The sequence below is a fragment of the Acinetobacter sp. EKM10A genome, from assembly GCF_011075215.1.
Lineage (GTDB): Bacteria > Pseudomonadota > Gammaproteobacteria > Pseudomonadales > Moraxellaceae > Acinetobacter > Acinetobacter baumannii.
Genome location: NZ_JAALLK010000004.1, coordinates 127,626 through 150,230, shown reverse-complemented (window position 1 = coordinate 150,230; position 22,605 = coordinate 127,626). Strand labels below are relative to the sequence as shown.

Here is a 22,605-nt window from a genome sequence, read left to right as displayed (position 1 = left end):
TTGCTTTTCTTATTTTATAAATGAATCATAATGTTATTTAAAATTAAACCGCAATAAATTAAAATAATTCTCATTATCAAATTTACTTTTTGTGCTGTTTAGGCCTCCCATGACTCAACGCTTTGCTTTTTCAACTTCAAAAACTTTGTTAGCAGTTGCTATTTTTACTTCAATGACAACAAGTCATGCTGAAGAACCGGCAGAACAGCAAAATTCAACCAATGTGTTACCCACTATTTCTATTCAAGCACAAAAAGAAAACCCCACTTCTTATGTCGCAACAAAAGCAAATTCAGCTTTAAAATCAGATGCACCTCTATTTAAAACTGCTCAATCAGTTTCTGTCGTCACCCGTGAACAACTTGACCAAAAACAAGCAAGAACTTTAGCAGACGCACTTGAAGGTGTTGCAGGCGTAGAAGCTGGGAAACTTGGTCGTCGTGGTTGGGACGACTTTATTATTCGAGGCCAAACTTCTTCTGATTCGGTCTATGTCGATGGTTTAAGGGTAGGCCAAAATACTTATGTTGCCACCGAACTATCTGGTATGGATCAGGTACAAATTTTAAAGGGTCCTGCTTCTATTAATTTCGGTTTAGTTGCTCCGGGTGGTATGGTCAATTTAGTGACTAAAAGGCCTGAAGCAGAAAGCTTTGCACGTGCTAGCATGACTTATGGTAGCTACAGTCTTAAAGAAGGAACATTCGATTTAAACTACAGCCCAAACAATAGCGAAAAAGGTGCTTTCCGTTTAAATGGACGTATCTCTGATCAAGATGATCCAACCGATTATGTTTATTTTAAAAATTTTTATATCTCGCCTTCTTATAATTTTAACCTCGGTGATAACACTGACCTCTCTGTAATCGCAAGCTATCAACACCGCGAATATATTCGTCAGCAAGGTTTACCTGTAATTGGTACATTAAAAGACAACCCTAATGGACCTATAGATCGTAGTTTATATATTGGCGATCCTAATTTCGGTAAATATGAGGCAGATGTTTATCGCACTGGTTATACGTTTAAACATACTTTTGATAATGGCTGGAACTTTAACCAGAATTTTGCCGTACAAAAAACCGAAATGGATGGCAAAGCAGTCTTTGCTCGTACAGGTAGTAACTTTTGGGCAAAAGATAAACAAGGGGAAATTGATTACACGACTATCAGCCGTAGAAATAACAGCCGACACCAAGTTATTGATAACTTAAGCTTCGCCATTGATAACCGTTTAAATAAACAGTTTGATCTATATGGCATGCAGCACGACATTAATATTGGAGTCGATGCTTTTCAGGAAAAAAGTGATTATACCAATGATAAATATGATATTGGTGATTTAAATATCTATAACCCTATCTATGGTCAGAACGTGACATTGAAGCAAAATGTACGTGATATCAATCGTCTCAAATATCTAGGGCTCTATTTACGCGACCGTATTCAGCTTAATGATCAATTACTTTTAAGCTTATCAGGACGTCAAGATTGGGCACAAACCCAAACTACAAGTTTAGTAACTGGCAATGCGAGTAAACAATCAGATAATGCATTTACGGGCAGTGCTTCTGTCATGTATACCCTCAATGATATTGTGGCACCTTATGTGAGCTACGCTACATCATTTACTCCAAATAGTGGTACTGATGTAAATAGCAACCCATTTAAGCCAGAAAAAGGAAAACAGGTTGAGGTCGGGATGAAATTACAAAGTCCCGATCAACGAATTCAAGGTGCTATCGCTTGGTATGATCTAAAACGTCAGAATGTTTTGGTTACTGATACTGCGAATAGTGGCTATAAAGTACAACGTGGTGAACAGTTAACTCGCGGTATTGAAACTGAACTTAGTGCAGAAATTTTAGAAGGATTAAAATTAACGGCTGCATATACCTACACAATTGATGCAGAAATTAGTAAAGATGCAAATGCAAGCAATGTAGGGAAAGCGCTCGACAATATTCCTGAACACGCTTATAGCTTGTCAGCTCGTTACAAATTTGATCCATCATCAAAACTTGGTTGGTATGTAGGTGGTGGTTTCCGAGGTGAAACTTATAAAACCGTTGATGGTTTAGATGTGCATGTTCCGGGCTATACAGTATTTGATACCGAAGCGGGTTATGATGCTGAGCGTTGGGGTGCCCAACTTGCGATTCGTAATTTATTTGATAAAGATTACTATGCAGGTGCTCTCAACGAAAATTTAGTGACTTTAGGTAATCCACGCCAAATTAACTTTACTGTGAAATTTAACTATTAAAATTACCTATAAAAAAACGCACTCCATTCGAGTGCGTTTTTTTGGCAGCTTAAAATGCGTTAGAAGAAATAATGCTGTACGAGCGTAGAAACACCTACAATGAAGAAAATAGCGGCGCCAATTTTATGAATGAGCGCAATAGACAAACGTTCAGCCAATTTGTTACCAATAAATACAGCTGGTGCGTTGGCAATCATCATTCCTAAAGTTGTGCCTAACATTACCCAGAAAATGCTGTCATAACGTGCAGCTAAAGCGACTGTTGCAATTTGAGTCTTATCGCCAATTTCCGCCAAGAAAAATAAAATAAAGGTTGCGCCAAAAACGCCAAACTTTTGCCATTTATTAATACTCGCTGTTTCATCATCAAGCTCATCTGGAATAAGCATCCAGAACGCCATACCAATGAAACCAACTGCAAGTACCCAGACTAAGATTTCAGGGCTTAAAACCGTTGTAATCCACTGCCCAAGCACAGCAGAAATACCATGGTTAATTAAAGTTGCTAAAAGAATCGCGATTAAAATAGGGATTGGCTTACGAAAACGAGCAGATAATAAAAGTGCCAACAATTGAGTTTTATCGCCCATTTCAGCGAGGGCAACAATCGAAGTAGAAATCAGAAATTCTTGCATGTCGGTTCTCTGGCTAGCATAAATGCCTATGACCTACCCCTCCTGCTAGCCAAATATCATAAAATGATTGCAGAGTGGTAAATCAAAGGTCTTGCCAACTCAGGAACGATGAGACGTTTAAGCTATGATGACCATGTTCTGTTGAACAATTATGTTGACCATCACCTATTCACATTTGCTGTGAATAGCGGCTACTCCCCAATGAAGTATGGGCTTATTATATTCGACTAAATCTATTTTTCAAATATTCAGGCAAAAAATTTTACCCATGTCCATACGAATAAACGGGCTATTCCTAACAGCACTGCAAGACAAGCACTTATACTGATAAAACCAATATGGCTGCTACTTGTTCCAGTTTGATATTCAAGGGGTAAAATCAGAGTAGCGACAAACACTTCAATCCCCATGACAACATAAGTCATCCACTCCCAAGGGAAGTGCAAAATACTGACCCATATTCCCATCAATAAAAATACAACCAACAACAAGGGCAACATAATTTTCAGAAAACCCAACATTTACTATTTCTCCTTTACGTAATAACGAGAAATGTCTCCTCACTCTCGATAAGTCCTGCTTAATCTGTAGATTAACCTAAAATTAAGTCAAATAGACATTAAAACAAAACCCCGCCGAAGCGAGGTTTTAGTATGTTCTTTCAAAGCATTAGATTAATAAAGTACGAATATCTTTAAGAAGTTTCGTAAGTTTATTTGTAAAGCGCGCTGCATCCGCACCATTAATTACACGGTGGTCATAAGACAATGACAACGGCAACATTAAGCGTGGATCAAAGTCTTTACCATTCCATACAGGCTGCATCGTTGCAGGTGAAATACCCAAAATTGCAACTTGTGGCCAGTTAACTAGTGGCGTAAATGCTGTACCGCCAATTGAGCCCAAGCTTGTGATCGTGAAGTTAGCACCTTGTAAATCTTTCGGTGTTAATTTCTTATCACGCGCTTTTTTACTCAACTCACCTAATTCAACAGCAATTTGCTTAATTGATTTTTGGTCAGGATTACGTAGTACAGGTACTGTCAAACCATCTGGAGTCGCAACCGCAATACCCATATGGATTTCATTACGGAGCAATACAGATTTCTGATCATCTGCTAAGTGACCCGCGAAATAAGGCTCTTCTTTCAACAAGTGTGCTACTGCTTTTGCAATAAATGCCAAAATTGTCAGGCTCACACCTTGTTTCTTAAAGCCGTCTTTCAACTCACCACGCCAAGCTTCTAGCTCAGTAATATCCGCAAGGTCAAACTGAGTTACTTGTGGAATGTAGTTGTTTAAAGACAACTGCGGTACAGAAACTTGCTGTAAACGCGTCATTGGTTTCACTTCACCACCACCAAAAGCAGTAAAGTCAGGTAATGACGGCAATCCAGCCGGAGCAGCAGTAGCTTGAGCTACTGGTGCAGCTTGCGGTGCAGTTAAACGACTCTTCACATAAGCAAAGATATCTTCTTTGACAACACGGCCATGCTCACCAGAAGTTTTAACTTGTGACAAGATTACACCAAGTTCACGAGCCAGCTTACGAACAGCAGGACCAGCATACACTTTAGCGTTTTCTGCCTCTTGCTCTTTCGTTAACTTATCAGTACCAGATGTAGGTGCCGCAGGTGCAGACTGAGTTGCAACAGGAGCAGCTGCTTTAGGTGCTGCTGCCTGTGGAGCTGGGGCTGCTTCTGCTTTTGCCGCTGGTGCAGCAGCAGGTGCTTGGCCTTCAGCTTCAATTGTTGCAAGCAATACACCTTGTGAAACTTGTTGGCCTGCTTGCAGGTGAATTGCTTTTACAACACCAGCAACGGTACTTGGAACTTCTACAGTTGCTTTATCTGACTCAACAACAACAAGGCTTTGGTCTACATCAACTTTATCGCCAACTTGAACCAAGATTTCAGCAACAATAGCTTTGTCTACACCCAAATCAGGAACATTGATATCAACTGAACCAGACTGAGCTGGAGCCGCTGCCACAGTTTCTTGCTTTGCAGCAACCGGTTCTGCTACCGCAGCTGGAGCTGGTGTGGTAGCAGGAGCTTCTGCTTGCGCATTAGATGCAGCTGCTGTTTTCACTTGAATAAGAACAACACCTTCTTTAACGGTATCGCCTTCTTTCACTTGAATACTTTCTACAGTACCAGCAACACTACTTGGAACTTCTACAGTCGCTTTATCCGACTCTACAACCACAATACTTTGTTCAACATCGATCTGGTCACCCACTTTAACGAGGATTTCACCAACCAATGCTTTTTCAACACCGATGTCAGGTACAGTCACTTCAACAGTTGCACTTGATGTAGCGGCAGCAGGTTGAGCTGAAGCTTGAGTTTGTTGCGCAGGTGCTGGAGCAGCTGGCTTTTCAGCCGCAGGAGCTGGTGTTGGTTCCGGTGCTGGTTGTGCCGCACCTTCTGCTTCGATCTCAATCAAAGCAACACCTTCAGTCACATCATCACCTTGATTAATCAAGATACTTTTTACGACACCTGCTGAAGTGCTAGGCACTTCAACAGTTGCTTTATCAGACTCAAGCACAACGATACTGTCGTCAACTTCAACACGGTCGCCAACTTTTACTAAAATTTCAGCGACATTTGCTTTATCTACACCAATATCAGGGGTCTTAATTTGCATGCTTAGTTCCCCTCACCTGTTTGCGTTTCATTGTATTCAGCAACTGGCTGAACTTCCGGATGTGCTTGCGGCGCCCACGCAACCGGACGGTCAGTATCTAGCTCAAAGTTAGAAATTGCATCTTTCACTAAACGTGCGTCTACTTCACCTTCGTCAGCTAATTTTTTCAAGGTAGCAACAACGATGTGCGCAGCATCAACACCAAAGAAACTACGTAAGTTCGCACGTGTATCTGAACGGCCGTAACCATCTGTACCCAATGCAACAAATGGGCGACCATCTGGAAGATAAGCACGGATTTGTTCACTGTAAGCACGCATATGGTCGGTCGCAGAAACTACGATACCTTCCGTACCACGTAATTGTTTAGATACCCAAGATTCTTTAACTTCTTCAGCAAGTGGGTGTAGGCGGTTGTATTCTTCACATGCCATACCATCACGTGCCAATTCATTGAAGCTTGTTACACTCCAAACATTTGAATGGATTTGGTATTCATCACGTAAGATTTTCGCAGCTTTAATTACTTCACGAAGAATTACACCTGAACCAAGTAACTGAACAGTTGCTTTTTCATCTTTCTCGAATAAATACATACCACGTTTAATGCCTTCTTCAACGCCTTCTGGCATTGCAGGATGCTCGTAGTTTTCATTCATTACAGTTAAGTAATAGAACACACGCTCTTGATTCACATACATACGTTGTAAACCGTCATGTACGATGACAGCTAACTCATAACCAAAACATGGGTCATAAGATACGCAGTTTGGAATCGTGTTCGCCAAGATGTGAGAATGACCGTCTTGGTGCTGTAAGCCTTCACCGTTCAATGTTGTACGACCCGCAGTCGCACCTAACAAGAAACCTTGAGCTTGTGCGTCACCCGCAGCCCATGCAATATCACCAATACGTTGGAAACCAAACATTGAGTAGTACATGTACATTGGAATCATTGGCAAGTTATTGGTTGAATAACTTGTCGCTAACGCAGCCCATGCACTCATCGCACCTGCTTCGTTAATCCCTTCTTGTAACATGTGACCGTCTTTTGCTTCACGGTAATGCATTAACTGTTCTTGGTCTTCCGGTGTATATTTTTGACCATGAGCGGCATAAATACCAAGCTGACGGAACATACCTTCTAAACCAAAAGTACGTGCTTCATCCGGAACGATTGGCACTACGCGGTCTTTAATTGCTTTTTCTTTAAGTAAAGCAGCAATTAAACGAACCATCACCATAGTGGTTGATTGCTCTTTGCCACCCGAACCTTTCAACACTGCATCAAATACAGATAGATCAGGAATCGCTAAAGATTCACTCTCACGACGACGTGCAGGTAAGTAACCACCTAACGCTTCACGACGCGCTTTCATATATTTCATTTCTGGAGAGTTTTCACTTGGGCGATAGAATGGAAGCTCTTCTAATTGCTCATCTGTGAATGGAAGATTGAAACGGTCACGTACATATCTTAAAGAGTCAATTTGCATCTTTTTGATTTGGTGAGTTTTGTTTACCGCTTCAATTTCTTCAGATAAACCGTAACCTTTAATAGTTTTCGCCAAGATTACTGTTGGTTGACCTTTTGCTTTCATCGCTTCTGCATATGCAGCAAAAACTTTATAAGGGTCATGACCACCACGGTTAAGATTATCGATATCTTCATCGCTTAAATCTTTTACAAGTTCCGCAGCTTCCGGGTACTTACCAAAGAATTTTTCGCGTGTATATGCACCGCCTTTTACTTGATAGCGTTGATAGTCGCCATCAACAGCTTCTTCCATACGTGCTTTTAATGCGCCGCTTGTGTCTTTAGCTAGTAATGGATCCCAATGACGACCCCATACTACTTTAATGACACGCCAGCCTGCGCCACGGAAGATTGATTCAAGTTCTTGAATAATTTTACCGTTACCACGTACAGGACCATCTAGACGCTGTAAGTTACAGTTAACTACCCAAATTAAGTTATCAAGCTTCTCACGACCAGCAAGTGAGATCGCGCCTAAGCTTTCTGGCTCATCCATCTCGCCATCACCGAGATATGCCCAAACTTTACGATCTTCTTCTTTGATCAAGCCACGGTTCATCAAATATTTTTGAATATGCGCTTGATAAATCGACATGATTGGACCAAGACCCATTGATACAGTTGGGAATTGCCAATAGTCAGGCATTAAATATGGATGTGGATAGCTTGGTAAACCGTTACCGCCAACTTCACGGCGGAAATTACTTAACTGTTCTTCAGTTAAACGTCCTTCAAGGAATGAACGTGCATAAATACCAGGAGCACAGTGTCCTTGGTAATAAATCATATCTCCGCCAAAGTTATCACTGTTAGCGCGGAAGAAATGGTTAAAACCTACGTCATATAATGTTGCACTTGATGCGAAGCTCGCCAAGTGACCACCTAAATCATCACCTGTTTTATTCGCGCGAAGTACCATTGCTAAGGCATTCCAACGAATCAATGCACGAATACGGCGTTCCATATCTTGGTCGCCTGGCATTGCAGGTTGCTCTTCAACAGAAATTGTATTTAAGTAAGGTGTATTGAGACGTTGAATTGGAACATGCTTAGCAATTGCTTGTTGGTAAAGTTTTTCCAACAAGAATGCCGCTCGCTCAGTTCCCATGTGTTGTAAAACTGAATCGAATGCATCTTGCCATTCTTGGGTTTCTTGTGCGTCGGAGTCACCGTAAAACGCCATAATTCACCTGTTCCTTGTTCTCTAATCTACTTTGTATTTTTACCACGTTTTACCCCTTTCAAGTTATTGCCACGGGTGAATGTGGGGGGGGCCTATTATTTTCTGAATGAATAGTCATTGACCGAGCAGTAAACAAAATAACAAAAAAACGCCAATAAAGGCGTTTTTTTATACAATCATTACGTTAAAAAAGGTTTAAGTTAATTTCAAATTCATAAATTTAATAACCTTGACCTTTGCGGCAATGTAATTAAGGCAACATTGCTAAGTAAGTTGATGGATTCTTACGTTGACCATCTTTAACTACTTCGTAATGTAAATGTGGACCAGTACAACGGCCTGTACAACCAACATTAGCAATATGGTCACCAGCAGAAACCTGATCACCTACTCGAACCATTAAGCGTGAAGCATGCGCGTAACGTGTTAAATAACCATTACCATGGTTAATTTCAACATATTGGCCATAACCTGTGCCCCAGCCTGATTTAGTCACAATACCCGGACCAGTCGCATAGATTGGCGTACCACTTGGTGCAGCCATATCTAATCCACCGTGATGCTCTGCACGACCACCCATGGTACGACCACCAAAGTTAGAAGAAACACGTACTGTATCAGGAAGAGGATGAGAAACTAACCAAGAATAAGGATTTGAAGAAGAGGTTTTAAATGAATTTTTAGCTGTCGTAGTGCCGTATTTCTTTGCCAGTGAATCATTGTTGAGTTCAACTGTTTTCTCACGTAAAGTCACTGAAACTTTTGCACTCGCCGGAAGATCTAAATCATCAGGATGAGTATATGAGCCTTGAGATAGTGTTTTTGATAACTGTTCCAATCGATCTGAATCAGTAGATTGGTTAATATTTTGATAATCTGCAAAAGCAACCGATGCTGCCGAAGCGGCAAGTGAAAACGCTAATAAAATACGACGCGTGTGCATAAAAACCTCTTGAAACTGTTCTTACTCAAGTTCCTTATGATCTCTTCCTTGATATCGGCTGAAATGAACGCTTAAGATTAGGACAAGAAACCATTTGAGAATGATCAATGTCTAAACCCGATAACGTTTTTCAACAAACCGGAAAACACATAAAAACAGGAAACCTTACGTTTCTAACAACGCAAGTCGCGCAATGGCAAAGACTTACGAAAATAATCCAACCCTTATTGCCCCAACCGGAACAATGGCAAGTCGTGTGTTATCAAAATGGCTCTTTAATTATTACTGGTGAAAATCAGGCAATGATTAGTCAACTCAGCTATTTACAGAGCCAATATGTATCTAAATTATCTCAACTTGAAGGATTAAAAGACCTACAAAGAATTCAAGTTCGCTTAAGAAATAAAACTATTCCTGTAACGACCTCATCTGAGCCTTCTAAATCCATCCCCCCGGAAACACAAGAAATGTTACGTAGTGCCGCCGACTTCGTGAGCGACCCTAAGCTTAGCCAAGCTTTACTACGTTTGGCAAGCAATAAAAAATGATGAGCTTTCTATTTCTTAATTAGAATCGTTCTTAATATGTGATAAAAATCACACTTATTAGTGTTACATTATAACATAGCCAAATAAAGACAATGACTTATGTCACACTCACGTATGGAATTGGACAGTCTTTCTCGTCATCAAATGTTACAATTTCATAATTACTCGGATCGCTTTGAACATTGCGTAATAGCTGATTATTTAAGGCATGTCCTGATTTATAGCCATCAAACTTGGCAATAATTTGATGACCAAGTAAATACAAATCACCAACTGCATCTAGAATTTTATGACGAACAAACTCATCGGCAAATCTTAATCCTTCTTCGTTCACAACACCCGTATCATCTACGCCAATTGCATTATCTAGACTTGCTCCTAAAGCTAAATTATTTGCTTTGAGATAATCCAAGTCTTTCATAAAACCAAAAGTTCGTGCCTCACTGACCTCATACACAAACGTTTCAGTAGAAAAATCGATGGTTGCAGACTGATATTCTTTGGCAAATGCAGGATGATCAAAATCAATCGTAAAGTTAAGCTGAAAGCCATTATGCGGGCTGAATATTGCTTTTTTATCATCAATTAAAGCCTCAACTGGCTTTAATATTTTTATAAATTTCTTAGGAGCATCTTGTTCACGCAGGCCACCTTGCATGAGCAAATAAATAAATGGACCAGCACTACCATCCATAATTGGAACTTCAGAAGCAGACACTTCCACAATTAAGTTATCGATTCCTAAACCGGCAATCGCACTCATCACATGTTCGATTGTCCCGACTTTAATATCGCCAGTGACAAGATTTGAACACATAAATGCTTCTTGAATCAGCAATGCATTAGCAGGAATATCGACAGGTGGATCCAAATCGATACGGCGAAATACAATACCTCCATCCACGGTATGTGGAATGAAATTGATCATCACTTTTTGACCGCTATGAAGACCTATTCCACTCGCTTTTACCACACGATTGAGAGTACGCTGTTTCACCATGCTTTGTAACTTCTTTTTTAAAACCGCTATACGTTAGCATATTTAGTCATTGATCAAAAATAAAAAAAGGCAGTGTTTATACACTGCCTTTCAATAGATTGTACGCTAAATTACTTACGTTGCTGATTTTTCAAGTAATCTTGAATACTCATTGGCGAAGAACGCGGTGTTGAACTTGGCGCATTATTCACGTCATTTTCAGCATTTTGGCGTTTATTAATTGCAGGAACGTCATCTTCATCTACAGATTGTGCAGATTGAGTTGATGTATGGCTAACTGTATTACGCTTTCTTGGCTCTGCATCAGCTGCATTACGTGTTAAACCAGTTGCAATCACAGTTACGCGTAATTCATCACGTGCATCTGGGTCAAATACTGTACCGTAGAAGATTTCACCTTCATCGAGGTCAACAATCTGGTTAACAACGTCAGTAATGATTTCTGTTTCACGTAATGTGATGTCATCGCCACCAGTAATGTTAATTAACACGCCTTTCGCATTAATAATATTCACATTATCAAGCAATGGGCTACGGATAGCTTGTTCAGCTGCTTGACGCGCACGGTCTTCACCACGGCCCAAACCAGCACCCATCATTGCGTAACCACGAGTACTCATTGCAGTTTTCAAGTCCGCGAAGTCAAGGTTAATGTGACCACGGTTAACTACAAGGTCAAAAATACTGCGTACAGCGTTTAACAATACGTCATCTGCCTTTTTATAGGCATCTTTCATTGAAATATCACCATAAACGCTTAATAAACGTTGGTTAGGAATAATAATCAATGAATCAACATGAGCTTCCAGCGCTTCAATACCACGCTCAGCAGACTTTTGACGACGACGGCCTTCAAAGTTAAATGGAGTTGTTACAACACCAACAGTCAAAATCCCCATTTCTTTAGCAACTTCGGCAACAACCGGAGCTGCACCAGTACCTGTACCACCACCCATACCAGCGGTTACAAACACCATGTCAGTCCCTTCAAGGTGCTGACGAATAATTTCACGGCTTTCTTCTGCTGCTACCTGGCCTACTTCAGGGTTAGCACCTGCACCTAGACCGCGTGTACTTTGCTCACCTAACTGAATTTTGAAAGGGGCATTCATACAGTCAAGTGCTTGTTTATCTGTATTAGCACAAACGAATTTAACACCCTGAATATCAGACTGTACCATGTGCTGAACGGCATTACCGCCACCGCCACCTACACCAAATACAGTGAAACGGGCTTGACCGTTGCCATCGTTTAGTTCATCTTCTATAAATTCAAATGAGGCCATGACCTTTAGGGTTCCTAATACATTATGGCAGTCACTTCAGCCCGTATACTGCCTTGATTTTCAAAAATAACTAATTTTAAGAATGCTGTGCAATACCAACCTTGTCAAGTACAGTGGTTTTCTCTTACAACTTCCTAACAATTCTACCAATAAATACATACATCCTAAAAAATGGCTTTAAGTTTGCTATTAAAAGCATTCCAGCCATTCACCATTCGTTCCCATACCGAACGGTCATTTCCCTCTTCAGGCTCCTCAACAGCTTCTTGTAATTCACTTTGGCTAAACATAAGTAAACCAGCTGCTGTTGCATACATTGAGCGGCGTAATGCAGCTTGATGCTGATCATCAGCATACACCTGTAATGGCGGATTACCTAGATGGGCAGACACACCTAACATACGACGCGCCAAACTTACCATACCTTCAATCTGGCAAGCATCACCAGTCAATACAACACCATGATATAGACCATGGATTGCACCGCTTTGTTCGAGTTCTTCGCGAATCTGGCTGAAAATCTCTTCATAACGAGCAATAATAATTTCCGCTAACTCAATTCGGCTAATCGTTTGCGGACCATCAATACCCTGTACTTGAATCATATGGTCAGGCTTAACAGCACTTAGATCAACGCAGCCATGCAGAATCTTAATACGTTCAGCTTCTTCAGTGGTTGTTTGTAACACGGCAGCAATATCACGTGTCACATGCTCACCACCACGCTGTAAGGTGCGTGCTAAAGCCAAACGGCCATCTAAATAAACTGCCAGATTGGTAATACCTGCACCAATATCGACAAGACAGACACCATATTCTTTTTCATCTTTAAGCAAACTTGCCTCAGCCGTAGCCAAGCAAGAAACCACCATTTTCTCAACTCCAATGTTCGCGCCTTTCATCGCACGATCAAGGTTTTGCATAGTGGCAATCGGCATCATCATAAGCTGATAATGACCAGTCATGCTGTGAGCGGTCATATTGATTGGGTTTTGAACCCATTCAGATGAGTCACCTAATTCAAATCCTAATGGGACCGCACTCGCTAGATAATAGTCAGAAGTCACATGGCTTGCTTTTGCCAACTCTAATGCACGTACAACTTCATTGGTTGTAATCACATGTGCCGGGTTAGCAACAGGTGTGCGTCCAGAAGCATAGAAACTTTGTAGCTCGGTACTCGGAATAGATACCCACGCACTATGAATGCGACATTCGGCCATATTTTCCGCTTCAGCAACAGCGTTTTTAATCGCAGCAATGACTTTATCGAGACTTACAATTTTTCCTTTGTTCATGCCTCGATTGCGAGCAGTTGCCATACCGATAACCTGAATGTTATCCGGCGCATGAATTTTTCCAATCAAAACTGAAACTTTATGCGTCCCAATGTCAATCGCAACAACTGAGGGAACAGCTTCACTCATCACTCATACCATTTCTTTGTTGTCTAATACCAGGCAAATTGCCTATTTTAAAGCCACGTATTATGGCTTTGCTTTTGTACCACCTGCAATGCTTGTGTCATCACTCGTTACAACAAACTGACCATTCACGATTTTAGGTGGGGTTGCATTCTTCCATTGAATAGATAATCCATTACGATATCGCAAATCAATGGCTGAGATTTTCGTCCACACAGGTTTTAGGTCAGATTGTGCCAAATGACTTAAACGTTGCAATTTATTCATTGTTTGATCTTGGTCAACAATAATTCGTAAACCAGAGTCAAACTGCATAAACCAAGTCATTCGCTCTGTTAGATATAACTCTTTTAAACGCAAATTAACAGGATGGAATAACTGATTAATTTCATTATAGCGTCGCATCATCATTTTAGACTGACTTACCGGCCCGTGTAGTAACGGAAGCTCAGGATGAAGTCTCGGCTCTGCTTCACTAAATACATCGCCACCATCGCTCAATAAGCGACCTGTTCCCCAACGGGCGATAGCATGTCGAGGCATAACACGAACGCGAATACCATTGGGCCAGGCACGAGATACGACGACTCGGTCTACCCATGAAATTTCTAATGCTTTATCACGAATCTGCTCTAAATCAGATGTAAAGTAGTTATCTTTTACAATCGGCTGCACATATCGCATCACTTGCTGAGTCTCAACTGGAGTTGTTGAACCTACAACTTCAAGTTTTGCAACAGTTGCATCAGTAATAACTTTATATAGTCCGTAAATTCCGACCGCCAAGACTAAAAAGGCAATAACCAGCAACACCCATCCGCCGGCATTGGCAAGTTTTTGCTTGCGCGTAGGCGGTTTTTCATGAATGGAGGTAATTGCCGCACGTTTACGGCGCATGGATGCCGGAAGTTGTGCCATATTTAAGCCGTACCTTCCAATGTTTGCTCAAGAATTGCAACACACAATTCATCAAAGCTATAACCTACTGCTTTAGCAGCCTTTGGTACAAGCGAATGACTGGTCATGCCTGGCACAGTATTTACTTCTAAAAGCCAGAAGTTACCTTGCTCATCCTGCATTGCATCAATACGTCCCCAGCCTTCTGCACCTACGGCTTGGAAAGCGCGTAAACATAGAGCTTGTAGTTTTTTCTCTTCAGTTTCGCTAAGACCACAAGGAATGCCATACTCGACATCATTACGTTGATATTTTGCTTCGTAGTCATAGAAAGCAACATCTGCTGGTGGCTGCAAACGAATAACAGGTAGAGGCTGACCATTTAAGAATGAAATCGTAAATTCGCGTCCTGTAATCCACTTTTCTGCCATAACTACAGCATCGTGCTGAGTTGCCTTTTCAATTGCTGCCGCAAAATCTTCAGCTTTCTCAACCTTACTCATGCCTACACTTGAACCTTCATGTACAGGCTTGATAATGACAGGCAACCCCAATTCAGCAATCACTGAATCCAAGTCAGTTTCTTTAGTAATAATGCGATACGGTGCGGTTGGTAAATCACTTCCTTGCCAGATTTGCTTGGTTTTGACTTTATCCATACCAATGGCAGAACCTTGTACACCCGTTCCTGTATAAGGGATGTTCAACCACTCAAGCACACCTTGGATTTGACCGTCTTCGCCACCACGACCATGCAATACAATAAATGCACGATCATAGTTTACAAGTTCAGTTACGCTACGGTCTTGCGGATCAAATGCCTCAGCCTGAACACCTGAACGTAACAAAGCGTCCAAAACTGCCTGACCACTATCTAAAGACACAGCACGCTCAGCCGATTTCCCACCAAGTAACACGGCAACTTTGCCGAATTTTGTAGCATTTGACACGTTTAAATCCTTAACCCGATAATTCAATACTTTTTGTTTATTTCACATACAAATGGTGCTGTGCAAGTTCTACTGAAATTGCTCCCACGTTACCTGCACCTTGCGTTAATAACAAGTCATTTGGTTGTAACACATTTTGCATGATGTTTTGCAAATTACCTTCAACCGGATCAATCAAAATCGGTTCAACCTGACCACGCAAGCGAATACTACGCGCCAAAGTACGGCTATCTGCGCCAACAATTGGTTTTTCCCCAGCCGGATAAACTTCTAGTAATAATAGTTGGTCGACTTGAGATAAAACTTCAATAAAGTCATCAAAACAATCACGTGTACGAGAGTAACGGTGTGGTTGGAAAAGCATAACTAAACGACGATCAGGATGGCTCTGACGAGCAGCTTTAATCGTAGCTTCTACTTCTTTAGGATGGTGTCCATAGTCATCGACTAATTTTACATTCCCTTCACCAAGCTCAAATTCACCTTGTACCTGGAAGCGACGTCCAACACCACTAAAACCTTTTAATGCACGGCTAATTGCTTCATCTGAAACGCCTTCATCAGTTGCAACACCAATTGCAGCCAAAGCATTTAAAACGTTATGTAAACCCGGTTGATTAATGGTTAGACGTAACGGCTCACGTCCTTTACGTAATACAGTAAAGTGCGAACGCATACCATCTTGCTCTACATCAATCGCACGGATGTCATTATCTTCATTAAAACCATAAGTAATAACCGGACGGCCTACACGTGGCAAAATCTCGCGGATGTTCGCATCATCGCCACAAACCACAGCCAAGCCGTAGAATGGTAAGTTATGAAGGAACTGTACGAAGGTATCTTTTAATTTATCGAAACTGCCTTCATAAGTGTCCATATGGTCAGCATCAATGTTGGTTACAATCGCTGCCATTGGCTGTAAATAAAGGAAAGATGCATCCGATTCGTCAGCTTCAGCAACAATAAAGCGGCTTTCACCCAGTGCTGCATTTACGCCTGTACTGTTAAGTAAACCACCGATCACATAAGTTGGGTCGAGGTTTTCTTCCGCCAACATTGTTGTTAATAAACTGGTGGTTGTAGTTTTACCATGTGTACCTGCCACAGCAATACCATGACGGTAACGCATAAGTTCACCGAGCATTTCTGCACGACGTACAATCGGAATACGTTGTTCAATGGCAGCTTTAACTTCCGGATTTTCCGGGTCAATTGCTGTTGACACGACAAGCACATTCGCATTTTTAATATTTTCTGCTTCGTGTCCGATATAGACCTTAATGCCATTTTCTTCTAATTGTTGTGTGGTTTTTGATGCCTTAATATCTGAACCGGAAATTTTATATCCTTGGTTAGCTAACACCTCAGCAATACCACACATACCTGCACCGCCAATTCCCACAAAATGAATGTGTTTGATACGGCGCATTTCAGGCACTTTAATCAGTTTTTTTGCTTGGTTCGCAGCTGTTGTTGGAGACATAGTAAATCCGATTACATTTTTTGGATAAGATCAACCACATGCTGAGTTGCATTTGGTTGGGCATGTTGACGCGCTTTCACTGCCATTTCTGTAAGTAATTGGCGATTCATCAGCGTAGTAAACAATTGATTTAAAACTTCTGGTGTCATAGTCGATTGCTGGCAAATTTTTGCAGCACCGACATCGGCCAGAAATTTGGCATTTGCAGTTTGGTGGTCATCCACCGCAATAGGAAGCGGTACAAAAACTGCTGCAACACCAGCTGTTGCTACTTCTGTCACAGTTAAAGCACCAGCACGGCAAATAATCAGGTCTGCTTCGCTATAAGCTTTCGCCATATCTTCAATAAACGGCAAAACCTGTACGGTCAAATTTGCTGGCGCATCTGCGTACAAAGCTTGAGTTGCTTCAACCTGTTGCTGACCACACTGGTGAAAAATATTCAGTGGAACCTGAAGTTGTTTTAATGCCGGAGGTAAGCGTTCATTCAGTGCTTTTGCACCTAAAGATCCGCCCACAATTAAAATATTTAACGGCTTACCCGCTTGCTCGCGTTCATCATAGCGCCACTTTGGACTTAAGATATCAGTGATTTCACGACGTACCGGATTTCCGGTTGTCACTACTTTTTCGCTAGCAGGAAATGTATTTGGAAACGCTTCACATACCACTTTAGCAACACGGGATAACTGTGCATTGGTAAATCCTGCAACCGCATTTTGCTCGTGGATGAGAACAGGAATACCTAATAAACGCGCTGCTAGCCCACCCGGGCCTGCCACATATCCCCCAAAGCCTGCAACAGCATCCACTTTAAGCTGTTTCATATAGCGCATTGCACTAAAAGTTGCTTTTAAAATTTTAAAAGGTGCAGCAAGTTTACGGATCACTCCGTTTCCACGCACACCTTGAATATCAATTTGATAAATTGGAATATTTTGATCTTTTAATAAACGATTTTCCATACCTGTTGGCGTGGCTAACCATGAAACTTGACAACCTTGTTGTTGAAGTTGTTTGGCTACGGCGAGGGCTGGAAAAACATGTCCACCAGTACCGGCAGCCATCATCATGACATGTTTAGGTTTGCTTTGCTGTGAATCGGTCACGGTCTAATTCTTCAACTCAAAAAACAATGGAAATTGTCATCTATTTTTGTAGCCGTTTATTTTAATCCTAAAGCTTCATTAACGAAAAGCGAATTTCACTCGTTTATAACAGAAAGATGTGCTTTTTTGAAAATATGCCTACAAAGCGCTAGCGTATTTCATATTGTGATTTTATTAATTCATATATTTTCGGGTGACTTCCAATAATAAGCTTAGAAAACCACCCGAACTAGACCATTATGCTGGACGACCGGCTTCTAATACATCAAATAGGTCATCGGCAATTGATGTACCAAATTGCGCATCAATTTCACGAATACAGGTTGGACTTGTCACATTAATTTCAGTGACATAATTCCCAATTACATCAAGACCTACAAATACCAAACCTTTTTCACGTAAGAAAGGACCAACTTTAGCAGCAATGAGTTTGTCATTTTCTGTGAGTGGACGCGCTTGACCTAAGCCACCAGCTGCTAAATTCCCGCGCACTTCACCATTTTGCGGAATACGTGCCAGACAATAAGGAATAGGCTCGCCATTTACCATTAAAATACGCTTATCCCCTTCTACAATTTCAGGAATGTAGCGCTGAGCCATAATTGGGCGGGTGCCTAATTCCGTAAGCATTTCTAAGGTAGAACCAATATTTACACCGTCTTGGTATAAACGGAAAATACCCATACCACCCATACCATCAAGTGGCTTAACGATCACATCACCGTGCTCGGTAATAAATTCGCGAATCAAGCTCTGCTGTGATGTCACAAGTGTAGGCACTTGTAGCTCTGGAAACTGCGTAGCAAAAAGTTTTTCATTGCAATCACGCAGTGATTGAGGCTTATTAATAATCCATGAGCCTTCACGCTCGGCTTGCTCAAGCACATAAGTCGTGTAGACAAAATTCATGTCAAAAGGCGGATCTTTACGCATGAGTACAACATCATAAGCCGCGATCGATTCTTTTTTCTTTTCGCCTAACTCATAATAATGGTTGTAATCTTCGAAAACTTTTAACGGAGAGATGAGACCGTAAGCCTTACCTTGATCGATATATAAATCTTGTTGTAATGCATAACCTAACTCATGTCCACGACGGCTCGCCGCCCACAACATTGCCATGGTTGAATCCTTTTTCAGATTTACGGTTTCAATCGGATCCATGACGACAAGTACACGCATGCTCAAGCTCTTCTTAAAATTTAAATTAGCATGAGTATAGCTGAGATTTTTCACTCGTTTTTCTTAATTTTAGTAAAACCTTATCGGTTATTTCTTTATCTTGAATTAAGGTAAATTCAGTTAAACTATGATCATAAAATATTATTTTTAAAGGCTAAAGATGAAACTTTATCGCTATTTAACCGGACCTGATGACTCTGCTTTTTGTGCACGAGTGACTAAAGCACTTAATCATGGTTGGGAGCTCTATGAAGCACCTACTATGACTTTTAATGGCTCTCAAGTCATTGTAGGCCAAGCGATTTGCAAAACAATTGACGAAAATTATGATCCAGAAATGGATATTTTAGATGTTCTCAAAAATAATGCGTGATTTTAGAGGGGCATTTTTATCAATAAAAAGCCCCCTCTAAAACCTAATTAACAAGAAAAACTAATGAGTCAACTCAATAAGTCCTTTAATTTGCTAATTAACTTCCTAAAAATCAGTTAATAAAAAATAAATATGCCATTTTTTAAGTTAATAGTTCTTTTATTCTAAACAATTAAATGATTATAATTATCATTTATACTTTTATTTTTGTTAATTGATTTTATTTTTATGTTAAGAATTTCTATATCATCTCCCCAAATTAAGGGTTCATTCCCGCTCAGCTTACTCAGTTTAATGATTTTAAATATTCAAGGTGCTAACGCCGAGGAATTGATTGACTCCTCATCAAAAGCCGCAGCCACCATGCCAACCATAAAAATCGAGGCCATGAGTGAGCTCGACCCGATTAAAAGCTATATCGATTATGACAAAGCCAATGTCACTCGTAATGGTTTAGATAAAAAAGATATCCCTCAAACCGTTGATACCATTGATGTACAGAAATATAAAATTTATGGATCGAATGATTTAAGCGTCATGCTGCAAGGTACACCAGGTGTATCAACCAGTTACGATATGCGTGGTGATGGGATCACGATTCGTGGTTTTGGTGCCGACACAGGCGATATTTACCGTGATGGCATACGTGAAAGCGGGCAAGTACGCCGCAGTACAGCCAATATTGAACGTATAGAAATTTTAAAAGGCCCCGCTTCGGTTTTATATGGCCGTAGTGCTGGCGGCGGGGTTGTGAATATGGTGAGTAAATTCGCCAATTTTGACTCTAAAAGTTCAGTTGGCGCATATGCAGGTTCATACGATAACTACGGAACAACCGCTGACATCAACCAAGTACTTAATGACAATTTAGCAGTGCGTTTGACTGGAGAATATGGTGAGGCAGGCAGCTTCCGCTCTGGTATTGAAAATAAGATTGAGATGTTTTCCCCAAGCTTTACCTATAAGAATGACGATGGAAAGCTGACTTGGACCACACAATATACCTATGACAAATTAGGTCGTGTGCCTGATCGCGGACCATCACATAATATTCTGCCTGCGGAAACTTCAATCAAAATGGGATTTGCCCAAGACGGCGATTATGTTGATGATATTTTGCAAGTCGTTCGTACCGATGTGAATTATGAATATGCGCCTGATTGGAACTTCCACTGGGCGGCAAGTTACCGACAAGCAGAACAGAACTTTGACCACTTTTATTTTGGAAATTATTGTGGTTTAGATGGAAAAAACTCAAAGAATGAGGCTTGTACAAAAAAAGGTTACATCGACCAAATTTACTACTGGCAACAAACCAGCAATAAGACCACAACCAATACATTTGATATTAAAGGAAAGTTCAAGACAGGCCAGCTTGAACACCAAATTATGGTTGGTACAGACTGGACTTATGAACAACGAGAGCCACGTCTAGCCAATAAAACTCAAAATGGGTCGGCCATTTATGGTTACGTTAATCCAATCACTGGTGAACGAGAGTACAGTCGTGGCAATGGCCCATTAAAGATTAGTCAGCATAACTATAATGAAGGCACAACTTACGGCGTATTTATTCAAGATTTAATTGGTCTAAATGACCAACTTAAACTTATGATGGGACTCCGCTACGATTACTTCGACTTTTCAACTACTAACAAAATTAACAATGAACATCGTAATGTAAAAGACAGTACTTTTAGCCCAAATGTTGGCTTGGTATGGCAACCAGTTCCTGAACATAGCTTTTATACGTCTTACTCTAAAAGCTTCGCACCGTTTGGTGGACAAATGGGTGTCAACCAAGTTACTGGAAGTACCGATGTCGCGAAAATGGATAAAGAGCCTCAATATAACGAGCAATATGAAGTTGGTGTAAAAAGTGAATGGTTCGATAATCGTTTAAATACTCAATTTTCTGTCTTTGATATCCGTAAAAATAATATTCGCTATAAACCAAACCCTGACAGTGAACCAGAGGTTTGGGCAACTGCGGGTCAACATCAATCTCGTGGTCTCGAATTTAGTTTTATTGGCCGTGTACTTGATAATGTCTTTGTTCGCGGTGGGTATGGCTATACCGATGCCAAAGTTAAAGAAGACAATCAAAACCCTGAGCGAGAAGGCAATTATTTAGCCAACACATCTAAGAACACCGGTAATTTATTTGTTCGCTATTTACCAACTGAACAGTGGTATACCGAAGTGGGCGTGACCTATGTGGGTTCTTATTATCCAAATATTAATAATCAAGTAAAAATGGAAGGCTTCAATCGTGTCGATGCAGCAATTGGCTACAGTGCCGACCCTTGGAATGTCACACTTGCGGTAAATAACCTAACCAATAAAGAGTACTGGCGTTCGGACAGCATGCCAGGCACACCACGTAATGTGTTATTGCGTTTGAATTATCAGTTTTAAGTAAATATTAAAAAGGCATACCCCTATTTAGAGGTATGCCTTTTTGTTTTTAGATACCGTATTTTTCACGGTAAGCTTGCATGTTTGCTAGCGCTTCTTTTTCGCCTTTCGCTTCTAAATAATCCATTAAATCTTTCATGGTAATCAGTGCGTGCACAGGGATTTCTAATTCTTTTTGAACTTCTTGAATTGCAGAAAGTTCACCTTGCCCACGTTCTTGACGATCTAGCGCAACCAACACACCCGCAATAGTTGCACCGGCATTTTTCAAAATCGTTACCACTTCGCGAATCGCTGTGCCTGCGGTAATTACGTCATCAATGATCCAGACTTTTTTACCTTCAACTGCAGCACCGACTAAAACACCGCCTTCACCATGATCTTTTGCTTCTTTACGGTTAAAGCCCCATGGCACGCTCTTGTTATGTGTTTGCGATAAAGCAACAGCAGTCGCAGCTACAAATGGAATACCTTTGTAAGCTGGTCCAAAAATCACATCAACATTTTCACATTGTGTTAATTTATCGGCATAGCCTTGTGCTAAAAGAGATAAAGCTTCACCATCGTTGAGTAGGCCTGCATTAAAAAAATAAGGACTCACGCGTCCAGATTTTAAAGTAAACTCACCAAATTTAAGCACACCGCGTGATAATGCGAGTTCGATAAATGCTTGCGGGTGAAATGACACAGGCGTTGTCATGAGGTGCTCCAAATTC

At 40.9% G+C, this 22,605-nt stretch carries 18 protein-coding genes and 1 riboswitch; of the genes, 4 read left to right on the top strand and 14 right to left on the bottom strand.

The window, feature by feature from the left end; translation table 11 throughout:
* Positions 1 to 109: 109 nt before the first annotated feature.
* The gene (locus G9371_RS07165; RefSeq protein WP_029424081.1) at positions 110 to 2,266 is read left to right on the top strand and encodes a TonB-dependent siderophore receptor; all 2,157 of its coding nucleotides are present in this window, start codon (positions 110 to 112) and stop codon (positions 2,264 to 2,266) included.
* Between the two features lie 59 nt (positions 2,267 to 2,325).
* Here G9371_RS07165 and G9371_RS07160 read toward each other — a convergent pair whose 3' ends face one another.
* The 5 genes from G9371_RS07160 to G9371_RS07140 form a co-directional block, all read right to left on the bottom strand.
* Positions 2,326 to 2,901, bottom strand: coding sequence for a TMEM165/GDT1 family protein (locus G9371_RS07160; protein WP_001154984.1), 576 nt, complete (start codon positions 2,899 to 2,901; stop codon positions 2,326 to 2,328).
* A 15-nt stretch (positions 2,902 to 2,916) separates the two neighbouring features.
* A riboswitch (yybP-ykoY riboswitch) is annotated at positions 2,917 to 3,113 on the bottom strand.
* Between the two features lie 36 nt (positions 3,114 to 3,149).
* The gene (locus tag G9371_RS07155; RefSeq protein ID WP_000900286.1) at positions 3,150 to 3,422 is read right to left on the bottom strand and encodes a hypothetical protein; all 273 of its coding nucleotides are present in this window, start codon (positions 3,420 to 3,422) and stop codon (positions 3,150 to 3,152) included.
* Positions 3,423 to 3,570: 148 nt separating this feature from the next.
* The gene (locus G9371_RS07150) at positions 3,571 to 5,553 is read right to left on the bottom strand and encodes a 2-oxo acid dehydrogenase subunit E2 (protein WP_029424080.1); all 1,983 of its coding nucleotides are present in this window, start codon (positions 5,551 to 5,553) and stop codon (positions 3,571 to 3,573) included.
* A 2-nt stretch (positions 5,554 to 5,555) separates the two neighbouring features.
* On the bottom strand, positions 5,556 to 8,273 hold the full coding sequence (gene aceE / locus G9371_RS07145) for a pyruvate dehydrogenase (acetyl-transferring), homodimeric type (RefSeq protein WP_000896433.1): 2,718 nt from the start codon (positions 8,271 to 8,273) through the stop codon (positions 5,556 to 5,558).
* Positions 8,274 to 8,523: 250 nt separating this feature from the next.
* A complete protein-coding gene (locus tag G9371_RS07140; protein WP_000557460.1) occupies positions 8,524 to 9,216 on the bottom strand; it encodes a M23 family metallopeptidase in 693 nt (230 codons plus the stop codon).
* A 107-nt stretch (positions 9,217 to 9,323) separates the two neighbouring features.
* On the opposite strand from G9371_RS07140, the gene G9371_RS07135 reads away from it, so the two are divergent.
* Complete coding sequence (locus G9371_RS07135; RefSeq protein WP_000042455.1) at positions 9,324 to 9,764, top strand: DciA family protein; 441 nt, start codon at positions 9,324 to 9,326, stop codon at positions 9,762 to 9,764.
* Between the two features lie 97 nt (positions 9,765 to 9,861).
* Here the strand turns inward: G9371_RS07135 and lpxC are convergent, their stop codons facing one another.
* The 8 genes from lpxC to gshB form a co-directional block, all read right to left on the bottom strand.
* Positions 9,862 to 10,764, bottom strand: coding sequence for a UDP-3-O-acyl-N-acetylglucosamine deacetylase (gene lpxC, locus G9371_RS07130; RefSeq protein WP_000240700.1), 903 nt, complete (start codon positions 10,762 to 10,764; stop codon positions 9,862 to 9,864).
* A 110-nt stretch (positions 10,765 to 10,874) separates the two neighbouring features.
* Complete coding sequence (gene ftsZ / locus G9371_RS07125; protein WP_000135734.1) at positions 10,875 to 12,050, bottom strand: cell division protein FtsZ; 1,176 nt, start codon at positions 12,048 to 12,050, stop codon at positions 10,875 to 10,877.
* Positions 12,051 to 12,214: 164 nt separating this feature from the next.
* Positions 12,215 to 13,477, bottom strand: a complete 1,263-nt coding sequence (gene ftsA, locus G9371_RS07120) for a cell division protein FtsA (RefSeq protein WP_001287630.1) — start codon at positions 13,475 to 13,477, stop codon at positions 12,215 to 12,217.
* Between the two features lie 60 nt (positions 13,478 to 13,537).
* Positions 13,538 to 14,392 carry a cell division protein FtsQ/DivIB gene (locus tag G9371_RS07115; RefSeq protein WP_000057904.1) on the bottom strand — a complete coding sequence of 285 codons (855 nt, stop codon included), beginning with the start codon at positions 14,390 to 14,392 and terminating at the stop codon, positions 13,538 to 13,540.
* A 2-nt stretch (positions 14,393 to 14,394) separates the two neighbouring features.
* Complete coding sequence (locus tag G9371_RS07110) at positions 14,395 to 15,321, bottom strand: D-alanine--D-alanine ligase (RefSeq protein ID WP_000063661.1); 927 nt, start codon at positions 15,319 to 15,321, stop codon at positions 14,395 to 14,397.
* Positions 15,322 to 15,358: 37 nt separating this feature from the next.
* Positions 15,359 to 16,807 carry a UDP-N-acetylmuramate--L-alanine ligase gene (gene murC, locus G9371_RS07105; protein ID WP_000075472.1) on the bottom strand — a complete coding sequence of 483 codons (1,449 nt, stop codon included), beginning with the start codon at positions 16,805 to 16,807 and terminating at the stop codon, positions 15,359 to 15,361.
* An 11-nt stretch (positions 16,808 to 16,818) separates the two neighbouring features.
* On the bottom strand, positions 16,819 to 17,916 hold the full coding sequence (gene murG, locus G9371_RS07100; RefSeq protein WP_000132437.1) for an undecaprenyldiphospho-muramoylpentapeptide beta-N-acetylglucosaminyltransferase: 1,098 nt from the start codon (positions 17,914 to 17,916) through the stop codon (positions 16,819 to 16,821).
* Between the two features lie 237 nt (positions 17,917 to 18,153).
* Entirely contained in the window at positions 18,154 to 19,098 is a 945-nt protein-coding gene (gshB, locus tag G9371_RS07095) for a glutathione synthase (RefSeq protein ID WP_001265491.1), read from the bottom strand.
* Between the two features lie 160 nt (positions 19,099 to 19,258).
* On the opposite strand from gshB, the gene G9371_RS07090 reads away from it, so the two are divergent.
* Together G9371_RS07090 and G9371_RS07085 are read left to right on the top strand one after the other, a co-directional pair.
* Positions 19,259 to 19,471 carry a DUF1737 domain-containing protein gene (locus G9371_RS07090; RefSeq protein WP_000781166.1) on the top strand — a complete coding sequence of 71 codons (213 nt, stop codon included), beginning with the start codon at positions 19,259 to 19,261 and terminating at the stop codon, positions 19,469 to 19,471.
* A gap of 228 nt (positions 19,472 to 19,699) precedes the next feature.
* The gene (locus G9371_RS07085; RefSeq protein ID WP_032009241.1) at positions 19,700 to 21,889 is read left to right on the top strand and encodes a TonB-dependent receptor; all 2,190 of its coding nucleotides are present in this window, start codon (positions 19,700 to 19,702) and stop codon (positions 21,887 to 21,889) included.
* A gap of 49 nt (positions 21,890 to 21,938) precedes the next feature.
* Here G9371_RS07085 and pyrE read toward each other — a convergent pair whose 3' ends face one another.
* Positions 21,939 to 22,589, bottom strand: coding sequence for an orotate phosphoribosyltransferase (gene pyrE, locus G9371_RS07080; RefSeq protein ID WP_000211303.1), 651 nt, complete (start codon positions 22,587 to 22,589; stop codon positions 21,939 to 21,941).
* Positions 22,590 to 22,605 lie beyond the last annotated feature (16 nt).

Excerpts from the sequence above, each read along its gene's own strand:
- G9371_RS07165 (WP_029424081.1), top strand. The coding sequence starts at position 110 with ATGACTCAACGCTTTGCTTTTTCAACTTCAAAAACTTTGTTAGCAGTT.
- G9371_RS07160 (WP_001154984.1), bottom strand. The coding sequence starts at position 2,901 with ATGCAAGAATTTCTGATTTCTACTTCGATTGTTGCCCTCGCTGAAATG.
- G9371_RS07155 (WP_000900286.1), bottom strand. The coding sequence starts at position 3,422 with ATGTTGGGTTTTCTGAAAATTATGTTGCCCTTGTTGTTGGTTGTATTT.
- G9371_RS07150 (WP_029424080.1), bottom strand. The coding sequence starts at position 5,553 with ATGCAAATTAAGACCCCTGATATTGGTGTAGATAAAGCAAATGTCGCT.
- aceE (WP_000896433.1), bottom strand. The coding sequence starts at position 8,273 with ATGGCGTTTTACGGTGACTCCGACGCACAAGAAACCCAAGAATGGCAA.
- G9371_RS07140 (WP_000557460.1), bottom strand. The coding sequence starts at position 9,216 with ATGCACACGCGTCGTATTTTATTAGCGTTTTCACTTGCCGCTTCGGCA.
- G9371_RS07135 (WP_000042455.1), top strand. The coding sequence starts at position 9,324 with ATGTCTAAACCCGATAACGTTTTTCAACAAACCGGAAAACACATAAAA.
- lpxC (WP_000240700.1), bottom strand. The coding sequence starts at position 10,764 with ATGGTGAAACAGCGTACTCTCAATCGTGTGGTAAAAGCGAGTGGAATA.
- ftsZ (WP_000135734.1), bottom strand. The coding sequence starts at position 12,050 with ATGGCCTCATTTGAATTTATAGAAGATGAACTAAACGATGGCAACGGT.
- ftsA (WP_001287630.1), bottom strand. The coding sequence starts at position 13,477 with ATGAGTGAAGCTGTTCCCTCAGTTGTTGCGATTGACATTGGGACGCAT.
- G9371_RS07115 (WP_000057904.1), bottom strand. The coding sequence starts at position 14,392 with ATGGCACAACTTCCGGCATCCATGCGCCGTAAACGTGCGGCAATTACC.
- murC (WP_000075472.1), bottom strand. The coding sequence starts at position 16,807 with ATGTCTCCAACAACAGCTGCGAACCAAGCAAAAAAACTGATTAAAGTG.
- gshB (WP_001265491.1), bottom strand. The coding sequence starts at position 19,098 with ATGCGTGTACTTGTCGTCATGGATCCGATTGAAACCGTAAATCTGAAA.
- G9371_RS07090 (WP_000781166.1), top strand. The coding sequence starts at position 19,259 with ATGAAACTTTATCGCTATTTAACCGGACCTGATGACTCTGCTTTTTGT.
- G9371_RS07085 (WP_032009241.1), top strand. The coding sequence starts at position 19,700 with ATGTTAAGAATTTCTATATCATCTCCCCAAATTAAGGGTTCATTCCCG.
- pyrE (WP_000211303.1), bottom strand. The coding sequence starts at position 22,589 with ATGACAACGCCTGTGTCATTTCACCCGCAAGCATTTATCGAACTCGCA.